Annotated in this window: 27 protein-coding genes; 10 read left to right on the forward strand and 17 right to left on the reverse strand. The window is 71.5% G+C overall.

Annotated features, from left to right (window positions below):
* The first annotated feature begins 18 nt into the window (after positions 1-18).
* Complete coding sequence (locus tag IQ210_RS40690) at positions 19-771, forward strand: MBL fold metallo-hydrolase (protein ID WP_194084322.1); 753 nt, start codon at positions 19-21, stop codon at positions 769-771.
* 45 nt (positions 772-816) lie between these two features.
* Here the strand turns inward: IQ210_RS40690 and IQ210_RS40695 are convergent, their stop codons facing one another.
* From IQ210_RS40695 to IQ210_RS40725, 7 genes are all read right to left on the reverse strand, one after another.
* Positions 817-2148 carry an MFS transporter gene (locus tag IQ210_RS40695; protein ID WP_194084323.1) on the reverse strand — a complete coding sequence of 444 codons (1332 nt, stop codon included), beginning with the start codon at positions 2146-2148 and terminating at the stop codon, positions 817-819.
* Positions 2149-2272: 124 nt separating this feature from the next.
* A complete protein-coding gene (locus tag IQ210_RS40700; RefSeq protein WP_194084324.1) occupies positions 2273-3223 on the reverse strand; it encodes a catechol 2,3-dioxygenase in 951 nt (316 codons plus the stop codon).
* Entirely contained in the window at positions 3220-4314 is a 1095-nt protein-coding gene (locus IQ210_RS40705) for a 4-oxalomesaconate tautomerase (RefSeq protein WP_322657987.1), read from the reverse strand. Before IQ210_RS40705 ends, IQ210_RS40700 begins: the two co-directional genes overlap by 4 nt.
* The gene (locus IQ210_RS40710; protein ID WP_194084325.1) at positions 4311-5015 is read right to left on the reverse strand and encodes a 4-carboxy-4-hydroxy-2-oxoadipate aldolase/oxaloacetate decarboxylase; all 705 of its coding nucleotides are present in this window, start codon (positions 5013-5015) and stop codon (positions 4311-4313) included. Before IQ210_RS40710 ends, IQ210_RS40705 begins: the two co-directional genes overlap by 4 nt.
* Entirely contained in the window at positions 5012-5761 is a 750-nt protein-coding gene (locus IQ210_RS40715) for a PIG-L deacetylase family protein (protein ID WP_194084326.1), read from the reverse strand. Before IQ210_RS40715 ends, IQ210_RS40710 begins: the two co-directional genes overlap by 4 nt.
* Before the next feature lie 52 nt (positions 5762-5813).
* Positions 5814-6464 carry a GntR family transcriptional regulator gene (locus tag IQ210_RS40720; RefSeq protein WP_194084327.1) on the reverse strand — a complete coding sequence of 217 codons (651 nt, stop codon included), beginning with the start codon at positions 6462-6464 and terminating at the stop codon, positions 5814-5816.
* 117 nt (positions 6465-6581) lie between these two features.
* Positions 6582-7436, reverse strand: a complete 855-nt coding sequence (locus IQ210_RS40725; RefSeq protein WP_194084328.1) for a LysR family transcriptional regulator — start codon at positions 7434-7436, stop codon at positions 6582-6584.
* Between the two features lie 68 nt (positions 7437-7504).
* On the opposite strand from IQ210_RS40725, the gene IQ210_RS40730 reads away from it, so the two are divergent.
* Positions 7505-8416, forward strand: coding sequence for an EamA family transporter (locus IQ210_RS40730; protein WP_194084329.1), 912 nt, complete (start codon positions 7505-7507; stop codon positions 8414-8416).
* Between the two features lie 249 nt (positions 8417-8665).
* On the opposite strand, the gene IQ210_RS40735 is transcribed toward IQ210_RS40730, so the two are convergent.
* Together IQ210_RS40735 and IQ210_RS40740 are read right to left on the reverse strand one after the other, a co-directional pair.
* The gene (locus tag IQ210_RS40735) at positions 8666-9373 is read right to left on the reverse strand and encodes a response regulator transcription factor (RefSeq protein ID WP_194084330.1); all 708 of its coding nucleotides are present in this window, start codon (positions 9371-9373) and stop codon (positions 8666-8668) included.
* A gap of 45 nt (positions 9374-9418) precedes the next feature.
* Positions 9419-9922 carry a MarR family winged helix-turn-helix transcriptional regulator gene (locus IQ210_RS40740; RefSeq protein WP_194084331.1) on the reverse strand — a complete coding sequence of 168 codons (504 nt, stop codon included), beginning with the start codon at positions 9920-9922 and terminating at the stop codon, positions 9419-9421.
* Between the two features lie 238 nt (positions 9923-10160).
* Here IQ210_RS40740 and IQ210_RS40745 point away from each other — a divergent pair, with 238 nt between their 5' ends.
* Both IQ210_RS40745 and IQ210_RS40750 read left to right on the forward strand, forming a co-directional pair.
* Positions 10161-11201, forward strand: coding sequence for a zinc-dependent alcohol dehydrogenase (locus tag IQ210_RS40745; RefSeq protein ID WP_228049368.1), 1041 nt, complete (start codon positions 10161-10163; stop codon positions 11199-11201).
* Positions 11202-11345: 144 nt separating this feature from the next.
* Complete coding sequence (locus IQ210_RS40750; protein WP_194084332.1) at positions 11346-12824, forward strand: MFS transporter; 1479 nt, start codon at positions 11346-11348, stop codon at positions 12822-12824.
* A 105-nt stretch (positions 12825-12929) separates the two neighbouring features.
* Here IQ210_RS40750 and IQ210_RS40755 read toward each other — a convergent pair whose 3' ends face one another.
* The 3 genes from IQ210_RS40755 to IQ210_RS40765 are packed head-to-tail and all read right to left on the reverse strand — an operon-like array spanning position 12930 to position 15410.
* Positions 12930-13967 (reverse strand): maleylacetate reductase, encoded by a 1038-nt coding sequence (locus tag IQ210_RS40755; protein WP_194084355.1) that lies wholly within the window; start codon positions 13965-13967, stop codon positions 12930-12932.
* A gap of 35 nt (positions 13968-14002) precedes the next feature.
* Positions 14003-14854 (reverse strand): dioxygenase family protein, encoded by an 852-nt coding sequence (locus IQ210_RS40760; protein ID WP_194084333.1) that lies wholly within the window; start codon positions 14852-14854, stop codon positions 14003-14005.
* 40 nt (positions 14855-14894) lie between these two features.
* Entirely contained in the window at positions 14895-15410 is a 516-nt protein-coding gene (locus tag IQ210_RS40765) for a hypothetical protein (RefSeq protein WP_194084334.1), read from the reverse strand.
* A 140-nt stretch (positions 15411-15550) separates the two neighbouring features.
* Between IQ210_RS40765 and IQ210_RS40770 the strand changes: the two genes are divergently transcribed.
* Positions 15551-15895: a cupin domain-containing protein gene (locus tag IQ210_RS40770; protein ID WP_194084356.1), complete on the forward strand. Its 345-nt coding sequence runs from the start codon at positions 15551-15553 to the stop codon at positions 15893-15895.
* 27 nt (positions 15896-15922) lie between these two features.
* On the opposite strand, the gene IQ210_RS40775 is transcribed toward IQ210_RS40770, so the two are convergent.
* Entirely contained in the window at positions 15923-16948 is a 1026-nt protein-coding gene (locus IQ210_RS40775; RefSeq protein WP_194084335.1) for a LacI family DNA-binding transcriptional regulator, read from the reverse strand.
* Positions 16949-17079: 131 nt separating this feature from the next.
* On the opposite strand from IQ210_RS40775, the gene IQ210_RS40780 reads away from it, so the two are divergent.
* The 5 genes from IQ210_RS40780 to IQ210_RS40800 are packed head-to-tail and all read left to right on the forward strand — an operon-like array spanning position 17080 to position 21585.
* The gene (locus IQ210_RS40780) at positions 17080-18246 is read left to right on the forward strand and encodes a phytanoyl-CoA dioxygenase family protein (RefSeq protein WP_194084336.1); all 1167 of its coding nucleotides are present in this window, start codon (positions 17080-17082) and stop codon (positions 18244-18246) included.
* A 15-nt stretch (positions 18247-18261) separates the two neighbouring features.
* Positions 18262-19038: an SDR family oxidoreductase gene (locus IQ210_RS40785; protein ID WP_194084337.1), complete on the forward strand. Its 777-nt coding sequence runs from the start codon at positions 18262-18264 to the stop codon at positions 19036-19038.
* A 44-nt stretch (positions 19039-19082) separates the two neighbouring features.
* On the forward strand, positions 19083-20087 hold the full coding sequence (locus tag IQ210_RS40790; protein WP_194084338.1) for a Gfo/Idh/MocA family protein: 1005 nt from the start codon (positions 19083-19085) through the stop codon (positions 20085-20087).
* On the forward strand, positions 20084-21112 hold the full coding sequence (locus IQ210_RS40795; RefSeq protein ID WP_194084339.1) for a Gfo/Idh/MocA family protein: 1029 nt from the start codon (positions 20084-20086) through the stop codon (positions 21110-21112). Before IQ210_RS40790 ends, IQ210_RS40795 begins: the two co-directional genes overlap by 4 nt.
* 8 nt (positions 21113-21120) lie before the next feature.
* Positions 21121-21585 carry a GNAT family N-acetyltransferase gene (locus IQ210_RS40800; protein ID WP_194084340.1) on the forward strand — a complete coding sequence of 155 codons (465 nt, stop codon included), beginning with the start codon at positions 21121-21123 and terminating at the stop codon, positions 21583-21585.
* Here IQ210_RS40800 and IQ210_RS40805 read toward each other — a convergent pair.
* The 4 genes from IQ210_RS40805 to IQ210_RS40820 all read right to left on the reverse strand — a co-directional run.
* Complete coding sequence (locus IQ210_RS40805) at positions 21576-22595, reverse strand: Gfo/Idh/MocA family protein (protein WP_194084341.1); 1020 nt, start codon at positions 22593-22595, stop codon at positions 21576-21578. The two genes, IQ210_RS40800 and IQ210_RS40805, sit on opposite strands and share 10 nt — an antisense overlap.
* 13 nt (positions 22596-22608) lie before the next feature.
* Positions 22609-23508 (reverse strand): sugar phosphate isomerase/epimerase family protein, encoded by a 900-nt coding sequence (locus IQ210_RS40810; RefSeq protein WP_194084342.1) that lies wholly within the window; start codon positions 23506-23508, stop codon positions 22609-22611.
* Positions 23505-24422 (reverse strand): ATP-binding cassette domain-containing protein, encoded by a 918-nt coding sequence (locus IQ210_RS40815; RefSeq protein WP_194084343.1) that lies wholly within the window; start codon positions 24420-24422, stop codon positions 23505-23507. Before IQ210_RS40815 ends, IQ210_RS40810 begins: the two co-directional genes overlap by 4 nt.
* 4 nt (positions 24423-24426) lie before the next feature.
* A partial coding sequence (locus tag IQ210_RS40820; RefSeq protein WP_194084344.1) for an ABC transporter permease occupies positions 24427-24645 on the reverse strand: 219 nt, incomplete at its 5' end.

Raw genomic sequence — 24645 nt, forward strand, 5'->3', positions numbered from 1 at the left:
CAACTAGTCTTCTCCGGCATGCGATTGACGGTTCTCGGCGGTTGCGGTGCCTGGCCCACCGCGGAACAGGCGTGCAGCGGCTATCTCGTCGAGTACGAGGATTTCCGCCTGCTGATCGACCCTGGTTACGCGACGATGCCCAGGCTGCTGCGCCACGCCCAAGTCGACGCGGTCGACGCCGTGTTGGTCAGCCACGGGCACCCCGACCACTGCGCCGACCTCAACCCCCTGCTGCGCGCACGGGGGTTGAGTGACGTTCCGCCCCCTGCGCTGCCGGTGTACGCCCCGCACGGGGCGCTGGACGCCGTACTCGCGCTCGACCGGCCGGGCATGCTGGCGACGGCGTACGACCTCCATGAGTTCGGGCCGGGCGACCGGCTGACCGTCGGTCCCTTCACGGTCGACACCTGTCTGCTGCCTCACCACGTGCCCAACGCGGGCATCCGCCTCGCCACCCCGGACGCCGTGCTCGCGTACACCGGCGACACCGGCCCGAGCCCCGACATCCCTCGGCTGGCGGAGGGCGCGGACCTGTTCCTGTCGGAGGCGACGTATGTGGACAAGGTCCCGGACGCCGACGCACCGTATCTGCTCACCGCGCGCCTCGCGGGCGAGTACGCCCGACAAGCCGGTGCAGGAAGCCTTTTGCTTACTCATCTCTGGCCCGACACGGACCCCGGCGCCGCGCTCCGGACAGCCGCCGGGGCCTTCTCCGGGCCCATCGACATCGCCGCCCCCGACCTCACGCAGGAAGCCGGCCACCGCCCCTGACTCCGCGGTGGCCGGCTTCGGCCTTTCCCCCTGTGGTGGCTCAGGTCAGTGCGAGCCGACCAGCTCCTGCTCGCTCACGTTCTGCGCGCCCTGCTTGGCGCTGCGCAGTGCGGCCACGCCGATGAAGACCATCGACCAGACGCCGGTGATCGCGAAGGCGGTGAAGCCCCAGTCGCCGTTCCCGGCGGCGAGCAGCTGGCCGCCCAGCCACGGGCCGAAGACGGCGCCGAAGCGGCCCATGCCGGAGGTCCAGCCGACGGCCGTGGCACGGTTGCCCGGCGTGGAGCGGATGGAGACCGTTGCGTAGATCATCGTCTGGGCGCTGTTGAGGAAGACGCCGGTGAGGAAGACGATCACCATGGTCAGCGTCTGGTTCATGTGGACGCCGAGCAGGAAGACGCCCACCGCGGTCAGCGCGAACCACAGGGCCGAGATGCGCGGCGCACCGAACCGGTCGGCGGCCCGCCCCGCGACCAGCATGCCCACGATGCCGCCGATGTTGAAGACGACCACGAAGGTCAGGGCGTCGGCGAGTTCGTAGCCCTCGGCGCGCATCAGGGTCGGCAGCCAGGTGGCGACGCCGTAGACCAGGAGCAGACCGCCGAAGGAGGCGAACCAGTACAGCAGGGTCTGCAGCCACTCGCCGCCGCGGAAGAGCCCGACCAGCGCGTCCCAGCGGTCGGCCGCGGACTTCTTGCCGGCCGCGGCGGGCAGTTCGACGTCGTACTTCTCGGCCAGCGCCGCCGCCTCCGCGGTACGGCCCTTGGCGACCAGGAAGCTCAGCGACTCGGGCAGCATCTTGGCGAGCACCGGCGCGAACAGCAGCGGGAGCACGCACACCCAGAACGCCGCGCGCCAGCCCACCGGGTCGATGAGCCACTTGGCGACGTAGGCGGAGAGGATGCCGCCCGCGTGGTGGGCGGTCATCAGCACGCCGATGGTGATGGCGGCGCGGCCGCGCGGGGCGTAGTCGGAGACCATGCTGATCGCGGTGGGCAGCAGACCGCCGAGGCCGACACCCGCGAGGGTCCGGCCGAGGCCGAAGACCTCGACGTTGCCCGCGACGGCGCACAGGCCGGAGGCGAGCGAGAAGAGGGTCACGCAGACGACCATCAGCTTCTTGCGGCCGATCCGGTCGGCCACCGTGCCCGCGGTCAGCGCGCCGACCAGCATGCCGAAGGTGGCGTAGGAGCCGAGGTCGCCGGCCTGGTCGGCGGTGAGGCCGAAGGTCTTGGTGGCGAGCAGGTGCGGCAGCACGGAGCCGTAGATGAACATGTCGAGGCCGTCGAAGAGGACGGCCAGCCAGCACAGTCCGACGACCAGCTTGGCCAGTCTGGTGCCGCGAGCGGATGCGGTGGCGGAGGGGGAGGAAGACATCGTTGGTTACCTCTCGTACTTGGTGCGCTAGACGCTAAGGAGCCGCCCGCCAAGAGTCAACGTTTTTGTCAACAATCTCATCGACAATCACTGGCGACCCTCGGCGGGCGCCCTTTTGCCCAGCTCAGGCGACCGGCGGTGTCCCGTGCGTGTGGAACGACTCGATGGTCTTCAGGCCCCAGGCCTGCCCCTTCTTCCGCTCCTCCTCGGTCCAGGTGATCAGCGGCCAGTCGGGCGCGAGCACCAGCCGGGTGAGCGGGTTGCACAGCTCGATCCGGTTGCCGCCCGGCTCGTAGACGTAGAGGAAGAACGTCTGCTGGATGGCGTGCTTGTGCGGCCCGGTCTCGATGAACACGCCGCTGTCGATGGCGAGATCGGCCGCGCGCAGGATGTCCTCGCGGGTGTCGGTCGCGAAGGCGATGTGGTGCAGCCGCCCCTCGCTGCCGGTCCAGTCCGAGGTGTAGACGACGTCGTACGACTTGTTCGTGTACGTCAGCCAACGCGCCGCGATCTTCCCGCTGTCGAGCCGGATCTGCTCGGTGGGCCGGGCGCCGAGGACGTTCTGCTGGAACTCGGCGTTGGCGAGGACGTCGGCGGCGAGGAAGTTGATGTGGTCGAGCCGCCGCACGCCCACGCCCCGGTTGGGTTTGGCCTGCGGCTGGTTCTTCAGCGCGGGCCTGAGCTCCTCGGGCGCCCGGTAGTGCTCGCTCTCCCAGTAGAGGGCGTGCTCGTGGCCGTCCGGGTCGGTGGTGACGTAGAGCTTCCCGAGGCCGGGTTCGTCCTCGACCCACGTGCCGGTGCCGCCGGCCTCCTCGTTCGCCTTGATACGGCGGTGGAGGGCCTCCTCGCTGGAGGTGCGCAGGGCGAGACGGCCGAGGCCGGGCTGCTCGCGGGCGGTGAGGACCAGACTGTGGTGCTCGTAGTCGTCGAAGGTCCGCAGATAGACCGTGTCACCGTCCTGGCCGTTGACCGTGAGGCCCAGGTAGTCGGTGAAGAAGGCGACGCTGGCGTCCAGGTCGGGGGTGAACAGCTGGGCGTGGCCGATGTGTGCGATGTCGCCGAGGGGCGGAGTCATCGGTGACCTCCTTGGGGTCGTGCGGCGGCCCGGGGGAAGACGGTGCCGTCGAAGATCTTGCGGGCCGTGCGCACCACGGCGGTGCGGCGGGCGGAGGGCAGACCGGCGGGGGTGGTGCCGAGGCTGCTTTCGATGTCCAGGAATCCGGTGGGATGTTCTATGCGGATGCGGTCGGTGTCGGTCGCGAGCTCCGCCAGGTCCGCGCCCACCCCGCCCTCGATCCGCAGCCCGGCGGCCACACTGGCCGCGCCGAGCACTCCGATCGAGGTGTGGCAGCGGACGGGTATGAAGGTGCGGGTGCAGATCGCGCCGCCGTCGTGGGGCGGGGCGAGCAGGGTGAGCTTGGGGACGGTCGTGTCCGACACGTCACCGAGTCCCATCAGCCGACCGGCCGCCAGCCGGATCTCGCGCAGCCGGTCGGCGAGCGCCAGGTCCTCCTCCAGGTCCTTGGGCGTCTCGTACCCGGTGACCTTCAGTTCGCCGGCGGCGATCAGCACGGTCGGCATGCCGTTGTCCACGCAGGTGACGGGGACTCCGTCGATGACGTCACGGGCGTTGCCGGTGGGCAGCAACTGCCCTGCGCCTGCCGGGAATTCGATGACGACGGCGGCAGCCGTGCCCGGCACTCCGGAGATCCGGGCCTCACCGGTGTAGGCGACCCGGCCGCCCGGCGTAGGGAAGGTGGCGGTGGCGAGGTCACCGGAGTTGACCATGCGGATGCGGACGGAGGTGCGCTCCTCCCCCGCCGGGACCAGTCCGCGCTCGACGGCGAACGGGCCGACGCCGGCGAGGATGTTCCCGCAGTTCTGACGGTCGCTCACCTCGGGCCGGTCGACGGCGACTTGGAGGAAGAGATAGTCGACGTCGGCATCCGGGTCGGACGAAGGCGATACCACGGCCACCTTGCTGGTGAGCGGGTGCGCCCCGCCGAGGCCGTCGATCTGCCGGTCGTCGGGGCTGCCCATGATGCGCAGCAGCAGCTCGTCGCGGGCGGCCGGGTCGCCGGGGAGGTCGTCGGCCAGGAAGTAGGCGCCCTTGGAGGTGCCGCCGCGCATCAGCAGGCAGGGCACCTCCTCGGGCACGGCGGTCACGGCCGCTCTCCTTCGTACTCCTCGTACGTCCGGTACTCGACGCCGAGCCGCTTCAGGGTCTCCCGCAATCCGTAGCGGTCCAGGCCGAGTTGACCGTCGAGGAAGGCGGCCCGGGTGGCGGCCTCCTTGGCCTCGCGGGCCTCGGACTTCTCGACCGTCTCGCGGACGCGCTCGCGCGGGACGACCACGACACCGTCGTCGTCGGCGAGGATCGCGTCGCCGGGGCGGATCACCTGGCCGTCGACGGCGATCGGCACGTTGACCGAGCCGCCGGTGGCCTTGACGGTGCCCTGCGAGGAGACGGCACGCGACCAGGCGGCGAAGCCCATGTCGCGCAGCTCCTGGGTGTCGCGGATGCCGGTGTTCATCACGACGCCACGAACGCCGCGCTGCCGCAGGGCAGTTGCGAACAGCTCGCCGAACAGGCCGTCCGTGCACGGGGAGGTGGTGGTGACGACCAGGATGTCGCCCTCGCCGCACTGCTCGACGGCGGCGTGGATCATGAGGTTGTCGCCGGGCCAGCTGAGCACGGTGACGGCGGTGCCGGCGACCCGTACGCCCTGCTGGACGGGGCGAATTCCCGGGCCCAGCAAGCCCGTTCGGCCCATCGCCTCGCTCACCGTCGCCACGCCGTAGCCGGCCAGCGCGTCGACGTCCTTCAGCTCCGCCTTCGGCGGGTCGGTGACGATCACGCCGCTCATGCCAGCTCCTTCGCGATCTGCGGGTAGGGACGCATGTACGCCTCGGCCATGGTCTTGTGGGCGAGCCCCAGGTTCGGGCCTGCGTTGCGCTTGAGCTGGACGCCACGGCGGACGGCGAGGTCGGTGTAGTAGTCCCACAGGTGCTGCTGGGCGCCGAGGCACTCCATGGCCTTGCGCTTGGTGTCCCACACCTCGGTGATGTCGAGGAGCACCTCGGGCTTGAAGCCGCTCATCTCGGGCTGGTGAGGCTCGAAGAAGAACACGGGCGGGGCGCCGATGATCTCGCCGGGGCCGGGGTAGCCGATGGCCTGGGCGAGGACGCGGGCCTCCAGGGCCATGCGGTTGGCGGCCGGGTGGTCGCCGTTGTACGGGTCCTCGGTGGGGTGGGTGAGCACGACGTCGGGCTGGGTGTCGCGGTACACCTCCACGAGCTGGTCCGTCAGTTCGGGGGTGACCAGCAGCGGGTAGTCGCCGGCGTCGAAGAAGCGGACCTCGGCGCCGAGGGTGGCGGCGGCGCGTTCGGCTTCGTCCCGGCGTATCGCCTTGATCTCCTCCAGCTTCTTCCCCTCGCGCCACGCCTTGGCGGACTCGCCGCGTTCACCGAAGGTCAGACAGGCGATGGTGACCTTCTCGCCGCGCGAGGCCGCGAGGGCGATGGCCCCGCCGGCCCGCCACACGAAGTCGCCGGCGTGCGCGGTGACGACGAGTGTGGAGCGTGGGGTGGCGGGCGCGTTGGCCTGGGTCATTGCTGCAATCTCCCTTGGGTTACAGGTGAGCGCCCGCCCCGGTCCGTCGTGATCAGTCGCGCAGCGCCTCGATCACGCTGGTGAGGTGGGCGCGGACGGCCGCTTCGGCCGCCTGCGGGTCCCTGGCCCTGATCGCCTCGATCATCGCCAGGTGCTCGTTCAGGGAGTGCTGCGGACGCCCGGGCCGCAGCGCCAACTGGAACCGGTGGCGCACCAGTTGGGCGTTGAGCCGCTCCAGCAGGTCCACGGCCGTCTGCTGGCCGGAGAACTCCCGGACCTTGGCGTGCAGCTCCTGGTTGAGCTCGGAGTAGGTCACCGGCTCGCCGTCGGCGACGGCCTTGGTCATCGCCGTGCCCAGCTCGGTCAGCTCGGCGAGCTGCTCGTCACTGGCGGCGACGGCGGCCTTCGCCGCGCAGAGCCCTTCGAGGACCATCCGGCACTCGGTGATGGCGACCGCCTCCTCGACGGTCACCACCCGCACCCGGGAACCCCGGTTGCGGATCCGCTCGACGAGGCCCTGGGCCTCCAGATCGATGAGTGCGGCCCGGATGCTGGCCCGTGTCACACCGAACTGCTCGGCGAGTTCGTTCTCCACCAGCCGCTGCGCCGGTGCCATCTCGCCGTGCAGGATCGCCTGCCGCAGCTGCGCGAGCGCATGCTGTTTGGCCTGCTCCCCGGTGCTCGGACGGGCTTCTTTCGGCATCGTTGCCCTCCCTGAGTGAGTGCCTGTCGAACCTAAATCTAGCCAAACAAGATTGTCAACAATTTTGTCTGCCGTATTGCTTGCATTGATCACGTGAATACCCGGGCGCGGCCGTGTTCAGCCCTCGCGGTACAGCTCGGCGAGCAGCTCCATCACGGCCTGCGTCGCCGGATGCGGATCGTCCCGCCACCAGGCGAGCCGCACGGCGATCGGCTCCCCGTCACGCACCGGCCGGTAGACGACCCCGGGCCTCGGATACTGGTTGGCGGTGGACTCGGCCGTCATCCCGACGCACCGGCCGGTGGAGATCACGTTCAGCCAGTCGTCGACGTCGTGCGTCTCCTCCGTCGCCGGGCGGGCCTCCGGCGGCCACAGGTCCGGGGTGGTGGTGCCGGTACGACGGTCCACCAGAAGCGTCCGCCCCGCGAGGTCGGCCATCCGCACCGACCGACGCCGGGCCAGCGGATCGTCGGCGGCCATCGCGCACAGTCGCCGCTCCAGGCCGACGATGGCCGACTCGAACCGCCGGTCGTCCAACTCCCGGCGTACGACGGCCAGATCGCACGCGCCCTCCGCGAGCCCGGCGGTCGTCGAGTTGACGCGCACCAGGTGCAGGTCGGTCTCCGGACGCTCCCGGCCCCAGCGACGCTGGAAGGGCAGCGTGTGCCGGCCGAGCGCCGCCCAGGCGTAGCCGATGCGCAGATGAGCGTGGCCCGAGGTGGCCTCGCGCACCAGGTCGTCGACCTCGGCGAGCACCCGGCGGGCGTGCGCGACCACCTGTACGCCGGTCCCGGTCGGGGTCACCTCGCGCGAGGTGCGCCGCAACAGCCGTACGCCCAGGGAGCGTTCGAGCGAGGCCAGCGTGCGGGAGACGGCCGCCTGGGACACCCCGAGGGCGAGGGCGGCGTCGGTGAAGGTGCCCTCGTCGACGATGGCGACGAGACACCGCAGCTGCCGAAGCTCCACATCCATGACGCAAGCGTATAGATGAAGAAGTGGATGCATTTTGCGCAAGCGTCGAACGCACCCACGATCGGCGTATGCAAGGAGCCCCCGCACGCCCCGCCGCAGCCCCGCGCCTGCCCGCCACCCGCGCCCGGGAGCGCTCCGGTGTCTCCGTCGCCGGGGTGGCCACGATGGCCGGCAGCGGGCTGTCCAACCAGGTCGGCGCCGCGATCGGTTCGCTCGCCTTCCCCGTCATCGGCCCCGTGGGAGTCGTGGCGGTCCGTCAATACGTGGCCGCAGCCGTGTTGTTGGTGGTCGGCAGGCCGAAGCTGAGGTCGTTCACCTGGCGCCAGTGGTGGCCGGTGCTGCTGCTGGCGGTGGTGTTCGGGACGATGAACCTGTCCCTCTACACGGCCGTCGACCGCGTCGGGCTGGGGCTGGCGGTGACGCTGGAGTTCCTGGGCCCGCTCGCCATCGCCCTGGCGGCCACCCGGCGTCGGGTGGACGCGTGCTGTGCGCTGCTGGCGACCGCGGGGGTCGTGACGCTGATGCGGCCGCAGCCCTCCACCGACTACCTGGGCATGGGGCTCGGGCTGCTGGCGGCCGCCTGCTGGGCGTCGTACATCCTCCTCAACCGCACCGTCGGCAGCCGGCTGCCCGGGGCGCAGGGCTCGGCGGCCGCGGCGGCGGTCTCGGCGCTGATGTTCCTGCCGGTCGGGATCGTGGTCGCCGTGCACCACCCGCCGACCCCGGGGGCGGCCGGCTGTGCGGTGGCCGCCGGGGTGCTGTCCTCGGCGGTGCCCTACCTCGCCGACCTGTTCACGCTGCGGCGGGTGCCGGCCCCGGTGTTCGGCCTGTTCATGAGCGTCAACCCGGTCCTGGCGGCCGTGGTCGGCTGGGTGCTCCTCGGGCAGGGGCTGGGATGGCCGGAGTGGGCGGGGATCGCGGCCGTCGTCGGGGCGAACGCGATCGGCATCCTCACGGCGCAGCCTCCGCAGTCCGCCTAGGCCGTGTCTTTCGGATCAGCCCAACTCGAAGCGAGGGTGCCTGATGACGCGGGCGAGCGGGGCTTGGCGCGTGCAGCTGCCAGGCGGAGGAGGGAGTCGACGCGGAGCGATGGGGGCCCCTCCCGCTCGAGCGAAGTCGAGAGTGGGGGGAGGCTGACGACAACGCGACTGGGGGTCCCCCCACGCCTTTAAGGCAGTGGGGGAGGGCGTGCCAAGCCCCGCGGCCCCGGGATGATCCGAAAGACAGGCCTAGCCACCCAGCCAGTACCCGAACCCACGCCGCGTACGGATCAGCGCGGGCTCCTCCAGGTCCACCTTGTGGCGCAGGCGTGAGACGAGCTTCTCGATGGCCTGGTGGCCCCGGTACTCCCCCCAGACATGCCGGCTGATCTGCTCCTTCGACAGCACGCGCCCCGCGTTGGCGAGGAGGTGGCGCAGCAGCCGGTACTCGGCGGGGGTGAGGTCCAGCGGCCGGGGTCCGCGGCGGGCGCGGCAGGTGGCGTCGTCCAGGACCAGGTCGCCGTGCCCACGCATCCCGTTGCGCGGCCCGGGGTTACGGCGGCGCAGCAACACCTGCGCCCTGGCCAGGACCTCGGCGACGCGTACGGGCTTGACGACGTAGTCCTCGCCGCCGAGGCCGAGTTCGGGGAGCAGCCGGTGGAGGGAGTCGCAGGAGGCGAGGTAGAGCAGCGGGGGGCGGTCGGCGGGGGCGATGCGGCGGCCCCGGGCGAGGTGTTTCAGGTCCGGGAGTGTGGCGTCGAGGACGACGAGGTCGTACCGCTGCCGGGTGAGCCGGGCCATGCCCTCGGTGCCGCTGCCCGCGGAGCCGACCTGGTAACCGGCCAACTCCAGGGTGGTGGTGAGCAGTTCGGTGTCGCCGGGGTCGTCGGCGACGACCAGGACATGCTGCCCGCTGCCGCGGTGCGGCAAGGGTTTCTCCATGAGATCCGCGTACATGGCATGACCAATCGTGGGGGGATGGACGCCTGGACGTCGCTGCGGTCAGGCGGCGGGTGAAGGATCGAGGCGGTCCTCGGCGTGGGCGTCGAAGTCGTCGACGAGCCGGTGGAAGAGAGCCGCCAGCTGCCGCAGGTCCTCGTCGGACCACTCGGCCAGGGCCACTTCGAGCCCTCGGCGGCCGACTTCGCGTATGCGGTCGACCGCGGCGAGGCCGGCGTCGGTGATGCGGACCCGCTGGGCCCGGCGGTCGTCGGGGTCGGCGATCCGGACGACATAGCCTCCCCGCTCCAACTGCCGTAGCTGACGGGTGACATGGGAGGCCTCGACCGAGAGCCGGACCGCCAGCACCCCGGGGCGTATCGGCTCGCTCTCGGCGATGTGCCGCAGGATCGCCACGGCCGCCCGGTCGAGCTTCAGACCGGCCACCGCCATCAGCCGCTCGTGCCGCCGGGACCGCCCGATCAGATAGGCGACGCGGGTCAGCACGCGCTCGATCTCGGTCAACGTGGCGGACGCGGGCGCTGTGGCGGGCAGCTCTGCGGGCATGACCCCACCCTAGATGTGCTTGCCTAACTTAAGCAATGCAGTTTGATTGCTTGACTTAAGTAACAGGCATGTGCTTGCCTAACTCAAGTAGCCGGGTCGCATGAGCGGATGCGGCCTCTCGCGCCCGACCCGTGGGGACGGGGTACGGCGCGGCCACCGGCCCGGCGGCGGGGCACTCCCCCGCCCGCCGCCGGGTCCGGTGGCACCTCTCACGGAACTCTCGAAAGCGAGCCCCGCCATGGCCACCATGAAGTCCGTCCTGACCGCCAAGGACAAGGTCGACGTCCAGGACGTCGAGCGCCCCGTGCCCGGCCCCGCCGACGCCCTCGTACGGGTCCGGGCGTGCGGCATCTGCGGCACCGACACCTTCTTCCTGCACCTGGGCGGCATGCCCGCCGGCGCCGACGGGTCGCTGCGGGCGATCCCGCTGGGCCACGAACCGGCCGGCGAGATCGTCGAGGTCGGCGCCGACGTCACGGACGTCAAAATCGGCGACCGGGTCGTCGTCAACCCGCAGGGGGTGCCCTCGGGCATCATCGGCTGCGGCGGAGCGCACGGCGCGATGAGCGAGTACCTGCTGATCGAGGGCGTCGAGACCGGCAGGAACGTGACCGTCTTCCCCGACAGCGTGCCCTTCGAGGTCGCCGCGCTCAACGAACCGATGGCGGTGGCTCGGCACTGCGTCAACCGCTCCGGCGCGCGGCCCGCCGACAAGGTCGTCGTCTTCGGCGCCGGACCCATCGGGCTGGGCGCGACGATCTGGCTGAAGCTGCGGGGCGTCGAGCACGTGGTCGTCGCCGACGTCATCCCCGAGCGACTGGAGACCGCGCTCGCCGTCGGCGCCGACGCCGTCATCAACTCGGCGACCGAGAACATCACCGAGCGCCTCACCGACCTCCACGGCCCGGCCGCCAACGCCCTGGGCCAGCCCCGCCCCGGCACCGACATCTACATCGACGCCGCCGGCGCCCCCGCCGTCTTCCAGGCCGTCGTCGACAACGCCAAGTGGCACGCCAAGCTGGTCATGGTCGCCGTACAGAAGAAGTCCGACGCCATCGACCTCGGCGGCATGCTGCGCAGCGAGCTGACGCTGATCGCCTCGCAGGGCTACCCCACCGAGATCTTCGAGGTCACGCCCGAACTCGTGGAGCACCACGAGCGGTTCGCCCGGCTGGTCAGCCACCGCGTCCCGTTCGCCGAGGTCGACCGCGCCTTCGAGCTCGCGCTCACCCCGGGCGCCGCGGAGAAGGTCGTCGTCACCTTCGACGACCTGGCGTGAACCGCGCGGCGGCGTGAGCGCGCGCCCGGCGTGAGCGCACCGCCGGCGCCGCCGTCACCGTCACCTTGACATCCGCTTACTTAAGTCAAGCAATACAATTATGGTTGAGTAAGTCAAGCAATACCCCTTCGTGGAGGCCCCGCCATGTCCGACGCCCTTGCCCGACCCGCTTCAGCGGGGACGTCCTCCCCGCCGAAGCCGAACGCTGTGGTGGCGGTGCTGGCCCTGGCCGGGATCGTCGTCTCCCTGATGCAGACCCTGGTCATCCCGATCGTCCCGGAGCTGCCCAAGCTCCTGGACGCCCCCGCCTCCGACACCGCGTGGGCCGTCACCGCCACCCTGCTGGCCGCCGCGGTCGCCACCCCGGTCGTCGGACGTCTCGGCGACATGTTCGGCAAGCGGAAGATGCTGCTGCTCAGCATCGTGCTGCTGGTCGCCGGGTCGGTGGTCTGCGCGCTCGCCGACTCCCTCGTCCCGATGATCATCGGCCGTGCGCTGCAGGGCCTCGCCGCAGCCGTCGTGCCGCTCGGCATCAGCATCATGCGGGACGTCCTGCCCGCGGAGCGTCTCGCCGGCTCCACCGCCCTGATGAGCGCCTCCCTCGGCGTCGGCGGCGCCCTCGGCCTGCCCGCCGCGGCCTTCATCGCCGACAACTGGGACTGGCACCTGCTGTTCTGGACCTCCGCCACGCTCGGCGCCGTCTCCTTCTTGCTGGTCCTCACCGTGATCCCGGAGTCGAAGGTCCGCACCGGCGGCCGTTTCGACCTCGTCGGCTCGCTCGGCCTGTCCGCGGGCCTGGTCTCGCTGCTGCTGGCCGTCTCCAAGGGCGCCGACTGGGGCTGGACCAGCGGCACCACCCTCGGCCTGGGCATCGCCGCGGTCGTGATCCTGCTGGGCTGGGGCTGGTGGGAGCTCAAGACCCGCCGGCCGCTGGTCGACCTGCGCACCACCGCCCGCCCGCAGGTGCTCTTCACCAACCTCGCCTCGGTCGCGCTCGGCTTCTCGATGTTCGCGATGTCCCTGGTCCTGCCCCAGCTGCTCCAGCTCCCCGAGCAGACCGGCTACGGTCTGGGCCGATCCATGCTCACCGTCGGCCTGGTCCTCGCCCCGCAGGGCCTGGTCATGATGGCGATGTCCGCGGTCTCCGCGGGCGTCACCAAGGCGAAGGGGCCGAAGGTGACGCTGATGATCGGCGCGCTGATCGTCGCCGCCGGTTACACCCTCAACATCGTCCTGATGAGCGAGGTCTGGCACCTCGTCCTGGTCTCCTGCATCATCGGCGGCGGCGTCGGCTTCACCTACGGCGCGATGCCCGCCCTGATCATGGGTGCCGTCCCGGAGTCGGAGACGGCCGCGGCCAACAGCCTCAACACCCTGATGCGGTCGCTCGGCACCTCCTTCGCCAGCGCCATCGCCGGCGTGATCCTGGCCCAGATGACCACCGACTTCGGCGGCTACGCGCTGCCCTCGGAGAGCGGCTTCAAGGTCGTCATGGCCATCGGCGCCGGCGCGGCCCTGCTCGCCTTCTTCCTCGCCTCCTTCATCCCCAAGAAGCGGGCCGTCACGGCCGAGGGCGCGGACAGCCCGGCCGAGTCCGCGGAGGTCGCCGGCGCGAAGGCGTGAGGTGACAGGTCGGGCGAGTTCCGCGGAACCCACCAGCGGGAGGCCTGACGCCAAGGGCCCACCGAGCCCCTCGGAGCCGACCGCTCCGAGGGGCTCGCTCCTGTCCTACGACCGCTCCGGCGCCGCGCCCTCGAACGCGGCCCGCAGCAGCGCCAGCACGCCGTCCGCCGTGACCTCACGGGGGTTGGGGTACGCCTGACCCGCCGCCTGCTCGGCCGCCACCGCCAAGTCGGCTTCCTTGAGGCCGAGTTCGGCGATGGAGCGTGGTGCGCCGAGGTCACCGGCCAGTCGCCACAGGGCCGTTGGGGCGTCGGGCGCGTCCAGCGCGCGGGCGACGGCGGCCGCCGCCTCGGGGGCCGCGGGGGCGTTGTACGCCAGGGCGTACGGCAGGACCACGGTGTGGGTCTCGGCGTGGGGCAGGCCGAAGGTGCCGCCGAGGACATGGCAGAGCTTGTGGTGCAGGCCCATGGTGGTGGCGCCCAGGCAGGAGCCGCAGAGCCAGGCGCCGTAGAGGGCGCGGCTGCGGGCGTCCAGGTTCCGGGGATCGGCGGCCAGTTGGGGCAGCGCGCCCGCCATGGCTCGTACGCCTTCCTCGGCGGTCAGCGCGATCAGGGGTGAGGTGTCGGGGGCGTACAGGGCCTCGACGGCGTGGGCGATCGCGTTGACGCCGCTGGTGACGGAGAGCGGGACGGAGAGGGAGAGGGTGAGCTCGGGGTCGTAGACGATGCTGCGGGGCAGGACGGACGGGTCGCGGCCGGTGCGTTTGGCGCCGTGTTCGGTCAGGCCCCACACCGGAGTTGCCTCCGATCCTGAGTACGTGGAGGGGACGGCGATCAGCGGCAGGCCGGTGCGCAGGGCGATCGCCTTGCCGAGGCCGATGGCCGAGCCGCCGCCGACCGCGACGCAGCCGTCCGCGTCCGCGGCCCGGGCCACCTCCACTGCGCGGGCGGCGACTTCGACGGGGACGTGCATCCTGGCCCCGGTGTGCAGGCCCGCGCAGGCCGGGCCGAGGGAGTCGGCGACCGCCTGCGCGGTGTCGGCGCCGTGCGTGCCGGACACCACCAACAGCCGCCGCAGGCCCAGCCGTTGGGCCTCCCCCGCGGTTGCCGTCGTCGCGGCGCCGGGGCGGAAGACGACCCGCATGGGCGGTGTCTCGTGGGTGAAGGCGGCGAGGGGGTTCACGCGCGCTCCAGTACGAGGTCGATGTGCGCGTGCCGGAAGGGGTTCGGCACGCCCAACTCCGCGGCCAGGGACGGGTCGTCGGTCGGGGTGAAGTCGCGGACGAGGCTCTGCTTGACGGCGAACACCGCGTCCGAGTCGAGGTACTTGTCGCCCGCCACGAAGATGTGCGTGGTGACCGGGGTGTGGTCGGGGGCCGAGGCGATGAAGTGGATGTGGGCGGGGCGGTAGGGGTGGCGGCCGGTGGCCCGGAGGAGGTCACCGACGGGGCCGTCGGTGGGGATCGGGTAGGAGCTCGGGACGCAGGTGCGGAAGTGGAAGCGGCCCTCGGTGTCCGTGGTGAACAGGCCGCGGCCGTTGCCCGCCGGCTGGACGTCCGGCTGCTGGACGTCGTAGAACCCCTGGGCGTTCGCCTGCCACACGTCCAGGGTCGCGCCCGGCAGCGGGGTGCCGGGCGCGGAGAGGACGCGGCCGCTCACCACACAGGGCTCGCCGTCGCCCACGAGGTCGATGTCCGCGCCGAGTTCGCGGACCGGGGACTCGGTCATGTGGAAGGGGCCGAGGACGGTCGACTCGGTGGCGTCGGGCGTGCTGTGGCCGTGGAGGGTCTCCAGCAGCATCGACAGGCCGAGGACGTCCGACAGGAGGATGAACTCCTGCCGGGTGTCCGTGCAGGTCTGCCCGGTCGCCGTGAGGAAGCGGATCGCCGCCTCCCACTCCCCCTGGGTCAGCCGCGTCTCGCGGGCGAAGTCGTGCAGATGGCGGACGAGGGCGGTGAGCAGCTCGCGCAGGCGCGGGTCCGCGGTGTCGCGCAGGCTGTGGATCGCCTCGTCGGTCACGTCGGTGGTCATGTGGGCTCCCTTCCCCGGCAGGCCACGACCTTACGCTCCGTCACTTGATGACGGCGTTGGCCACGACCACCCCCACGCCCAGCAGCGCGTCCACCGCGCCGATGAGCAGGGCCGTGGCCCAGGGCCGGTGGGCCCAGCGGGCCGTCACCAGGCCGAGTCCGAACAGCAGGGTGATGTTCAGGGCGAACGCCGGGTACTCCACGCCCTTCGCGGGCCACCAGCCCCAGCCCGCGCCGGCCAGCACCGCGACGGTGGGCAGGACGGCCGCGATCAGGGGCCACTCGTTGATCAGCGTGCGCAGGGCGTCCCCGCGGCGGTGCGGGGTGCGTTCGGCGATGTAGTGGGCGTAGCCGTGGGCCAGGGCGGAGGCGAAGGCCGTGACCAGGAGCCACAGGGCGTCGTAGCGGCGGCTGTCCTGGGAGGTGTGGCCGTACTGCGTGAGCGCGGCGACCATCGAGCAGGCGAGGACGGCGCCGTAGACGCCGCCGAACAGGACGGCCTCGCGGGTGTCGTGCGGGTGCGGTGCGTCGGCGGTCCGTGCCGCAGCCTGTGCCATGTCTCCCACGATCAGGCGCATCACGGCGGGCCGCCAGTCGCGACGAAGTGTCGTCCCACCTGGGCCGATACCCCACACCCTGTCCACGGCCGAGGAGCGTGCGCGCTGGCTAGGGTCATCCCATGAGTCCCACGAGTCCCTTGAGCCACAGTTTCGTGGTCCACGTCCCCGCCGCCGAGCTCGAACCCGAGCCCCTCGCCCCGGAGCAGATCGTCTCCGGAACGCCCGAGGTGACCGGGAAGGTGGTCTGGGAGTCGGCGGACGGCAAGCAGATCCGCGGCGTCTGGCAGATCACGCCGGGCGTCGTCACCGACACCGAGTCGGACGAGCTGTTCGTGGTGATCAGCGGGTCGGCCACCGTCGCGGTGGAGGGCGGGCCGACGCTGGAGGTCGGGCCCGGCGACATGGCCGTACTCCGTGCGGGCGACCGTACGACGTGGACCGTGCACGAGACGCTGCGCAAGGCGTACGCGATCAACCTGTGAGCCGAGTGAGACCAGGCCTTACCGCCGTCAGTCCCGGCTCGGCATGTTGTACGGGGTCACGACCTGGATCGCGGACGGCAGTGTCGGTCCCGCCGGGGGCAGTGCGCCGTGGGCCCGCATGACGAGGTGGCAGGCTTCGCGCAGGTCCTGGCGCAGGTCGTGGTGGAGGACCGCGGAGAGGCGGTGCTCACTCAGCAGGCGGGTGTTGTCGTGGTCGAGGTCGTGGGCGACGAACACCGCGCACTCCCGGCCGAGGTCCTCGAAGGCGCGCAGGGTCGCGATGTTGCCGCCGCCGATGGAGTAGACGGCGCGGATGTCCGGGTCGCGGGCGAGGGCGGCGCGGACGAGGTCGTACTGGGTGGCGTCCAGGCCCTGGCCCTCGGCTATCTCGACGAGCGTGCGGTCGGGGTGGTGGGCCCGCATGGCGCCGCGGAAGCCCATCTCGCGCTCCTCCTCGTTGCGGAAGAAGCCGCTGCTGAGGCTGGTGAGGACGTTGCCGGGCCGGTCCCCCAGCCACTGGCCCATGAGGTACGCGGCCGTCGCCCCGGCCGCCCGGTTGTCGATGCCGACGTAGCCGAGGCGGGCGCTGGCGGGCAGGTCGGTGACCAGGGTGACCACGGGGATGCCGGCGGCGACCAGGCGGCCGACGGCAGCGGTGACCTCGGGGACGTCCGGCGCCTTGAGGATCACGCCCTGGGAGCCGCGTCGGGCTATCCGGTCCAGGGTGCGGATCTGCTCCTCGACCGGGCCGGTCTCCCGGAAGTGGAAGCGGGAGCGCACGACCGCCGGGTGCAGGGCGGGCAGTTCCGCCTCCAGCGCGGCCCGGACGGCGGTGCTGAACCGCTCGGGCGCCTGCATCACTATGTCGATCATGAAGGTGCGGCCCACCAGCCGGACCTGGGTGCGCTGCCGGTCGAGGTCGGCGATGGCCTGCTGGACCTCACGCGCCGTGCTCTCCCGGACGCCGCCCCTGCCGTTCAGGACCCGGTCCACCGTGGCCTCGCTCAAACCTGCCTGACGTGCGATTTCCCGGATCGGGAAGGGGTGGCCCATGGGCAGGCTCCTTGAGGGGTTTTTGATGGCTCCGTGCCGGTTGTTCGACGGGTTTGTACTGACAAGAATGACAGCGCTGCGTCGCCCCTGTCATCCAAGCGCTGCGTCGCCCCGTCACCGAGAGGACACCGATGTCCTTCACCGCCGTACACCGCCGGGCCTGGCTGTCCGAGCAGGACTGCGACCTCGCCGCCCTGCGCCCGCTCGTCGAGCGCGCCACCGACCCGGCCGACTACCCGTACGCCGCCGCCGTGGAGCGGAACGTCCTGCTCTACGACAGTGAGCGCGTCGGGGCGGCCGAGGACCGCCGTGAGGTCCAGGAGGAGCTGGTGCGGGCCCTCACCGACGGGCCCGGGGTCGTGGTCTTCCGGGGCGCGTTCCCCGACGCCGCGGTCGTGGACCGGGCCAGCGCGGTGTTCGAGGCGCTGATCCGCGAGCAGGACGCGGCGGGCACCACCGCCGGGGACCACTTCGCGAAGCCCGGCGCCAACGAGCGGGTGTGGAACGCGCTGGAGAAGGCCGCGCTGTACGACCCGACGGCGTTCGCCGACTACTACGCCAACCCCGTGCTCGCGCTGGTCTCCGAGGCCTGGCTGGGCCCCGGCTACCAGGTCACCTCCCAGGTCAACGTGGTCAACCCGGGCGGCCTCGCCCAGACCGCGCACCGCGACTACCACCTCGGTTTCCTCTCCGACGAGGTCGCCGCCGCCTACCCGGCCCATGTGCACCGCCTCTCCCCCGTGCTCACGCTCCAGGGCGCGGTCGCGCACTGCGACATGCCGGTGGAGTCCGGCCCGACGCTGTACCTGCCGTACTCGCAGACGTTCGAGCCGGGCTATCTGGCGTGGCGGCGGCCGGAGTTCCAGGCGTACTTCAAGGAGCACCACGTCCAGCTGCCGCTGGCCAAGGGCGACGCCGTCTTCTTCAACCCGGCGCTGTTCCACGCGGCCGGCACCAACCGCACCACCGATGTCCGGCGGGTCGCCAACCTGCTCCAGGTGTCCTCGGCGTTCGGGCGGGCCATGGAGACCGTGGACCGGGAGACGATGGCGAACGCGGTCTACCCCGTGCTGCTGCGCCGCGCCACGGAGGGCGCGAGCGAGGAGTGGCTGGCCAACGTGATCGCCGCCAGCGCCGAGGGCTACCCCTTCCCCACCAACCTCGACAGCGATCCCCCGGTCGACGGTCTGGCCCCGCCCTCCCAGGCGGACCTTGTCCGGCGGGCGCTGCGCGAGCGGTGGACGCCGCGGACGCTGCGGGACGAGCTGCGGGCGGCCGCCGAGCGGCGCGAGAGCTGAAAGGACCTGGATTTCATGGCACTTCTCGACGACAAGGTCGTCCTCGTCAACGGCGGGAGCCAGGGCGTGGGCGCCGCGATCGCGCGGGCCGCGGTGCGCGAGGGCGCGGTCGTGGCCGTGTCCGGGCGGCGCCCGGAGCCGGGCGAGGCGCTGGTGGCGGAGCTGACGGCGGCGGGCGGCAAGGCGATGTTCGTACGGGCCGACCTCGCGGACGCCGAGCAGGCGAAGGGGTCGGTGGCGTCCGTGGTCGCCGCGTACGGCCGGATCGACTGCCTGGTGAACTCGGCGGGGCTCACCTCCCGGGGCACGCTCCTCGACACCACGCCCGAGCTGTTCGACCAGCACATCGCGATCAACCTCAAGGCGCCGTTCTTCGCGATGCAGGCCGCGGTCGCCGACATGGTGGGGCGCAAGGCGCCCGGCACGGTCGTCAACATCATCACCTCCTCGGCGCACGGCGGGCAGCCGTTCCTCGCCCCGTACGTCGCCGCGAAGGCCGGGCTGATCGGCCTGACCCGCAACGCCGCGCACGCGCACCGCTGGGACCGGGTGCGGATCAACGGCCTGAACATCGGCTGGACGGCGACCGAGGGCGAGGACGCCACCCAGAAGACCTTCCACGGCGCCGCCGACGACTGGCGTGAGCAGGCCGCCGCGAAGCTGCCGATGGGCAAGCTGGGCCAGCCCGATGAGATCGCCGACTTCGTGGTGTTGCTGCTGTCTGATCGGTCGGGCGTGGTCACCGGATCGGTGATCGACTGGGACCAGAACGTGCTCGGCGGACTCGACTAGCACCACCGTTCTCCCGTAAGAACCCTCAAGGAGCTGCAACCCCCATGCGCATCGGAATCCTCGGCCTCGGCCGTATCGGCGCCTTTCACGCCGAGACCCTCTCCGGACTCGACGCGGTCGAGTCGCTCGTCCTCACCGACCCGTTCGCGGACGCCGCCAAGGCCGCCGCGGAGAAGTTCGGCGGCGAGGTCGTGGACTCGCCGGAGGCCCTGCTGGCCGCCGGCGTGGACGGCATCGTCGTGGCCGCGGCGACGGACGCCCACCCGGCGCTGATCCTGGCCGGTGTCGAGGCCGGCATCCCGGTCTTCTGCGAGAAGCCCGTCGCCAAGCACATGAGCGAGGGCGTCGAGGTCCTCAAGGCGATCCAGGGCACCGACGTGCCGATCCAGATCGGCTACAACCGGCGCTTCGACGCCGGCTTCGTGGCCGCGCGGGCCGCCGTGCAGTCCGGTGAGCTCGGCAAGCTGCACACCGTACGGTCCACGACCCTGGACCCGGCGCCGCCGCCCGCCGCGTACGTCGCCGCCTCCGGGGGCATCTTCCGCGACTGCTCGGTGCACGACTTCGACATCATCCGCTGGGTGACCGGCCGCGAGGTCGTCGAGGTGTACGCCGTCGGCGGCAACCGGGGCGCCGACTACATCAAGGCGGCCGGCGACGCCGACACCACCGGCGCGATCCTCACCCTCGACGACGGCACGATCGCGGTGATCTCCAACTCCCGCCACAACAAGCGGGGTTACGACGTCCGCATGGAGCTGCACGGCTTCGAGGACTCCATCGCGGTCGGCCTGGAGGACAAGCTGCCGCTGCGCTCGGTCGAGCCCGGGGTGACGTTCCCGGCCGGGACGCCGCACGACTTCTTCATGGACCGCTTCACCGCCGCCTACCGCGCCGAACTCACCGCGTTCACCGAGGTCGTGGCGGGCAAGCGGCCCTCCCCGTGCACGGTGGAGGACGCCCTGGAGGCGGGCTGGATCGCCGAGGCGTGCACACTGTCCCTGCACGAGCACCGCCCCGTCACCATCGAGGAGGTACGGCAGGCATGAGCGAACCGGGCCGGGAACCACTGCGCATCGGAGTACTGGGAGCCGCGCGGATCACCGCCAACTCCCTGATCGGTCCGGCCCGTTCGACCGGCCACCGCGTCGTCGCGGTGGCCGCCCGCGACCGGTCCCGCGCCGAGGAGTTCGCGCGCGAGCACGGCGTGGAGCGGGTCGTCGGCTCCTACGCCGCCCTGATCGCGGACCCCGAGGTCGAGGTCGTCTACAACCCCCTCGCGAACGGTCTGCACGGGCCGTGGAACCTGGCCGCCCTCGCGGCCGGCAAGCACGTGCTCTCCGAGAAGCCGTCGGCGAGCAACGCCGAGGAGGCCGCCGAGGTGCGGGAGGCGGCGGCGAAGTCCGGGACCGTCTTCATGGAGGCCTTCCACTACCTCTTCCACCCGGTCACCCGCCGCCTGCATGAGCTCCTGGAGAGCGGTGAACTCGGCGACCTCCAGCGGGTGGAGACGATGGTCGCGATCGCCGCGCCCCCGGACACCGACCCGCGCTGGTCGCTGCCGCTGGCCGGCGGCGCGATGATGGACCTCGGCTGCTACAGCCTGCACGCCGTGCGCATGCTGGCCCCGTTCGGCGGCGGCGCGCCACGGCTCGTCTCCGCGCGCGGCGGCGAGCGGGCGGGGGCGCCGGGCGTGGACGAACGGCTGGACGTGGAGCTGGAGTTCCCCGGCGGGGCCACGGCGTCCGCGCGCTGTCACATGGCGTACGACGGCCTCGACATGAGCTGCCGGATCATCGGCAGCCGGGGTGAGGCGACCGCGACGAACTTCGTGCTGCCGCACCTCGACGACCAGGTCGTGGTGCGCACCGACGCGGGCGAGCGCACGGAGCGGCTCGGGACCAGGTCGTCGTACACCTACCAGTTGGACGCGTTCGCGGCGCGGGTGCGCGAGGGTGCGCCGCTGCCGCTCGACGCGGACGACGCCGTGGCGACGATGGAGCTGATCGACGCGAGCTATCGCGCGGCGGGCTTCGAGCCGCGGCCTCGGTCGGTGGTCACGCGCCTGCCATGATCGAGGGCATGGCCGCACACATCGTTCCCGCGCACGTCACCGACATCCAGCAGGTGCTGGCGGACCACTCCCGCTACTGGGGCGAGCGCGACCTGCGCTCGCTCCATCTCCTGGCCCTGGTGCAGGAGTTCGGGTCGACGTGCCTGGTCGCCCGCGACGACACCGGCATCCTGGGCTACCTCGTCGGGTTCGTCACGCCCGACGCCACCGGGTACGTCCATCTGATCGCCACCCGCGACGACGCGCGCGGCACCGGGCTGGGACGCCGGCTGTACGACGCCTTCACCGAGGCCGCGCGGAAGCAGGGCGCGGTAAGGCTGAAGGCCATCACCTCCGTGACCAACACGGGTTCGGTCGCCTTCCACCGCGGGCTGGGCTTCGACGCCCGCGTCGAGGAGGACTACAACGGTCCCGGGCAGCCGATGGTGGTCTTCACGCGAGCGCTCCCGAAACCCGAACCCGGTCAGGCGTAGAGCCCCGGCCGCTCCACCAGCTCGACCTCCACCCTCCCGCCGTCCGTCAGCGCCCGCACCCCGGCCTCGCAGACGGCGGCGGCCGCGTACCCGTCCCAGACGCTCGGGCCGGTGACCTCGCCCCGGCGGGTGGCGTCGGCCCAGGCCTGGAGTTCGCGGTCGTAGGCGTCGGCGAAGCGGTCGGTGAAGTCCTGGGCGATGGTGCCGCCCCAACGCCCCGCCATGTTGGTGACCATGGCGTGGCCGTCGCCGATGCGGGCGGTGCCGCGTTCGCAGACCACCTCGGCCTGGACCTGGTAGCCGAAGCCGCAGTTGACGAAGATCTCCACGTCGACGACCGCGCCGCCGTCCGTCTCGAACACCACGAACTGCGGGTCCTGCAGACCGTCCGGCGCGTTCACCGAGGGCCTCGGCCGCAGCACGGTGACGGCGGTGATCTCCTGACCGAGCAGCCAGCGGGTCACGTCCGTCTCGTGCGCCACCGAGTCGCTGATGAGCATCTCGCTGGTGAAGAAGGGCGGGCTGGCCGCGTTGCGATGCCGGTTGTGCAGCATCAGCGGACGACCCAACTGCCCTGTGTTCAGCAGCGCTTTGAGGCGTACGTACTCGGGGTCGTAGCGCCGCATGAAGCCGACCTGGACGCGGCGGTGCCCCAGTTTCCGCTCGGCTTCGAGGACGCGCAGGGCCGAGGCCGCGTCCGGGGTGAGCGGCTTCTCGCACAGCACCGGGAGGTCGCGGTCGAGGGCGGCCAGCAGTGCGGCCTCGTGCGCGGGGCCCGAGGAGGCGATGAGGACGGCGTCGACGTCGTCCGCGGTCATCGCCGTGACCGGGTCGGTGTAGGCGGTGCAGCCGTCGACACGGGCCGCCACGGCCTTGGCGCGCTCCGCGTCGACGTCGACGACGGCGCTCACCCTGGCCCCGCTGACGATTCCCTGGATGCGCCGCACATGGTCGGCGCCCATCTTTCCCGTTCCGATGACGGCGACTCGGAGAGTGTCGCTCGACGTCATGCCGTCGCCCCCTTCAGGCGCCGCAGGACCTCAGGAACTTGCGGGTGCGCACCGCGATCGGCAGTGGCTTGTCCGGCGCGCACGGGTACATGTCCTGCTCGACGATCGCGAACAGCTCCACGCCCAGCTTCTGCGCCGCGACCAGCACCGGCTCCAACTCCGGTACGCCGGAGGGCGGTTCGCACATCACTCCGCGCTGCACGGCCGGGCCGAACGGCACCTCGTTCGCCACCACGTCGGCGAGGATCGCGGGGTCGACCTGCTTGAGGTGCAGATAGCCGATGCGTTCGCCGTACGTCTCGATCAGCTTGACGCTGTCGCCGCCGCAGTAGGCGTAATGCCCGGTGTCCAGGCAGAGGTTGACGAGTTCGGAGTCGGTCGAGTCGAGGAAGTGCTCGACGTGGTCCTCGGTGTCGAGGTGGGTGTCGGCGTGCGGGTGGACGACGAGGTCCAGGCCGTACGCCTCCTTGACCTCGTGTCCGAGCCGCTCCATGCCCTTGGTGAGGTGGGCCCACTGTTCGTGGGTCAGCTCCGGGGGTTCGAGAAGCTCGGCGGTCTTGTCGTCCCGCCAGAACGACGGGATGACGACGAGGTGTCGGGCGCCCATCGCCTGGGTGAGTGCGGCGACCTGGCTGACGTGCTCCCAGGTCGACTCCCACACCGACGGGCCGCGGTGCAGCCCGGTGAAGACGGTGCCGGCCGAGACCTTGAGGTCCCGCTTGGCGACCTCGTCGGTGAGCCGGGCCGGGTCGGTCGGCAGATAGCCGTACGGACCCAGCTCGATCCACGAGTAGCCGGCCTCGGCGACCTCGTCCAGGAACCTTTCCCACGGCACCTGTTGGGGGTCGTCGGGGAACCAGACGCCCCAGGAGTCGGGGGCGGAGCCGATCCGGATGCGGTCCAGGGCGGTCACGACGCGTCGTCCTTGGCGGTCGCCACCGGCGCCTTGAGATCGCCGGCCTCGGGGAGCTCCTCGACGTCCACGCCTCGCACCTGGGACAACTCGTGCTTGAGGGCGGCGAGTTCGGAGCCGCCCGCCATGTGGTTGGTCAGCTCTTCGAGGCTGACCTCGTCACGCGAGGCGTTGAGTTCCATGGTGCCCAGGCGCAGGACGCTGAAGTGGTCGCCGACCATGTAGGCGTGGTGCGGGTTGTGGGTGATGAAGATGACGCCGAGGCCGCGGTCGCGGGCGGCGGCGATGTACTTCAGCACCACACCGGACTGCTTCACACCCAGGGCGGCGGTCGGCTCGTCGAGGATCAGCACGCGGGCGCCGAAGTAGACGGCGCGGGCGATCGCCACGCACTGGCGCTGGCCACCGGAGAGCGTGCCGATGGGCTGCTCCAGGTCGTCCAGGACGATGCCCATGTTGCGCAGCTCTTCGTCGGCCGTCTTCTTCATCTTCTCGATGTCGAGGCGACGCAGTGGCCAGGGGCCCTTGGTCATCTCGGAGCCGAGGAAGAAGTTGCGCCACACCGGCATCAGCGGGACCACGGCGAGGTCCTGGTAGACGGTGGCGATGCCCTTGTCGAGGGCCTCGCGCGGGGTGGAGAAGCGCACGGGGGCGCCGTCGACGAGGAACTCGCCCTCGGTGTGCTGGTGCAGGCCCGAGATGATTTTGATCAGGGTCGACTTGCCCGCGCCGTTGTCGCCGAGCACACAAGTGACCTTGCTGGGGTGGACCTTGAGGTCGACACCGTGCAGGGCGCGGATGTTGCCGTACGACTTGCCCGCGTTGCGGAGTTCGACGATCGCGCCGTCGCTCCCCTCGGGGACGGTGTCGGCGAGGATGGCCCCATGGGTTCCCTGGGTTCCGTTGGATGTCATCACGTCACCTCCGGGTCGCCGTACGGCTGACCCACAGATTGATCAGGACGGCGCCGAGCAGCATCACGCCCAGGAAGGCCTTGAACCAGTCCGGGTTCCACCCGGCGTACACGATGCCCTGCTGCACCATGCCGAACATGAACGCCCCGAACACCGGACCGATCGCGGAGCCGGCACCACCGGTGAGCAGACAGCCGCCGATGACGGCCGCGGAGATGTAGAT

Origin of the sequence: Streptomyces justiciae (assembly GCF_015163075.1) — a bacterium.
Taxonomy (GTDB): Bacteria; Actinomycetota; Actinomycetes; order Streptomycetales; family Streptomycetaceae; genus Streptomyces; species Streptomyces justiciae.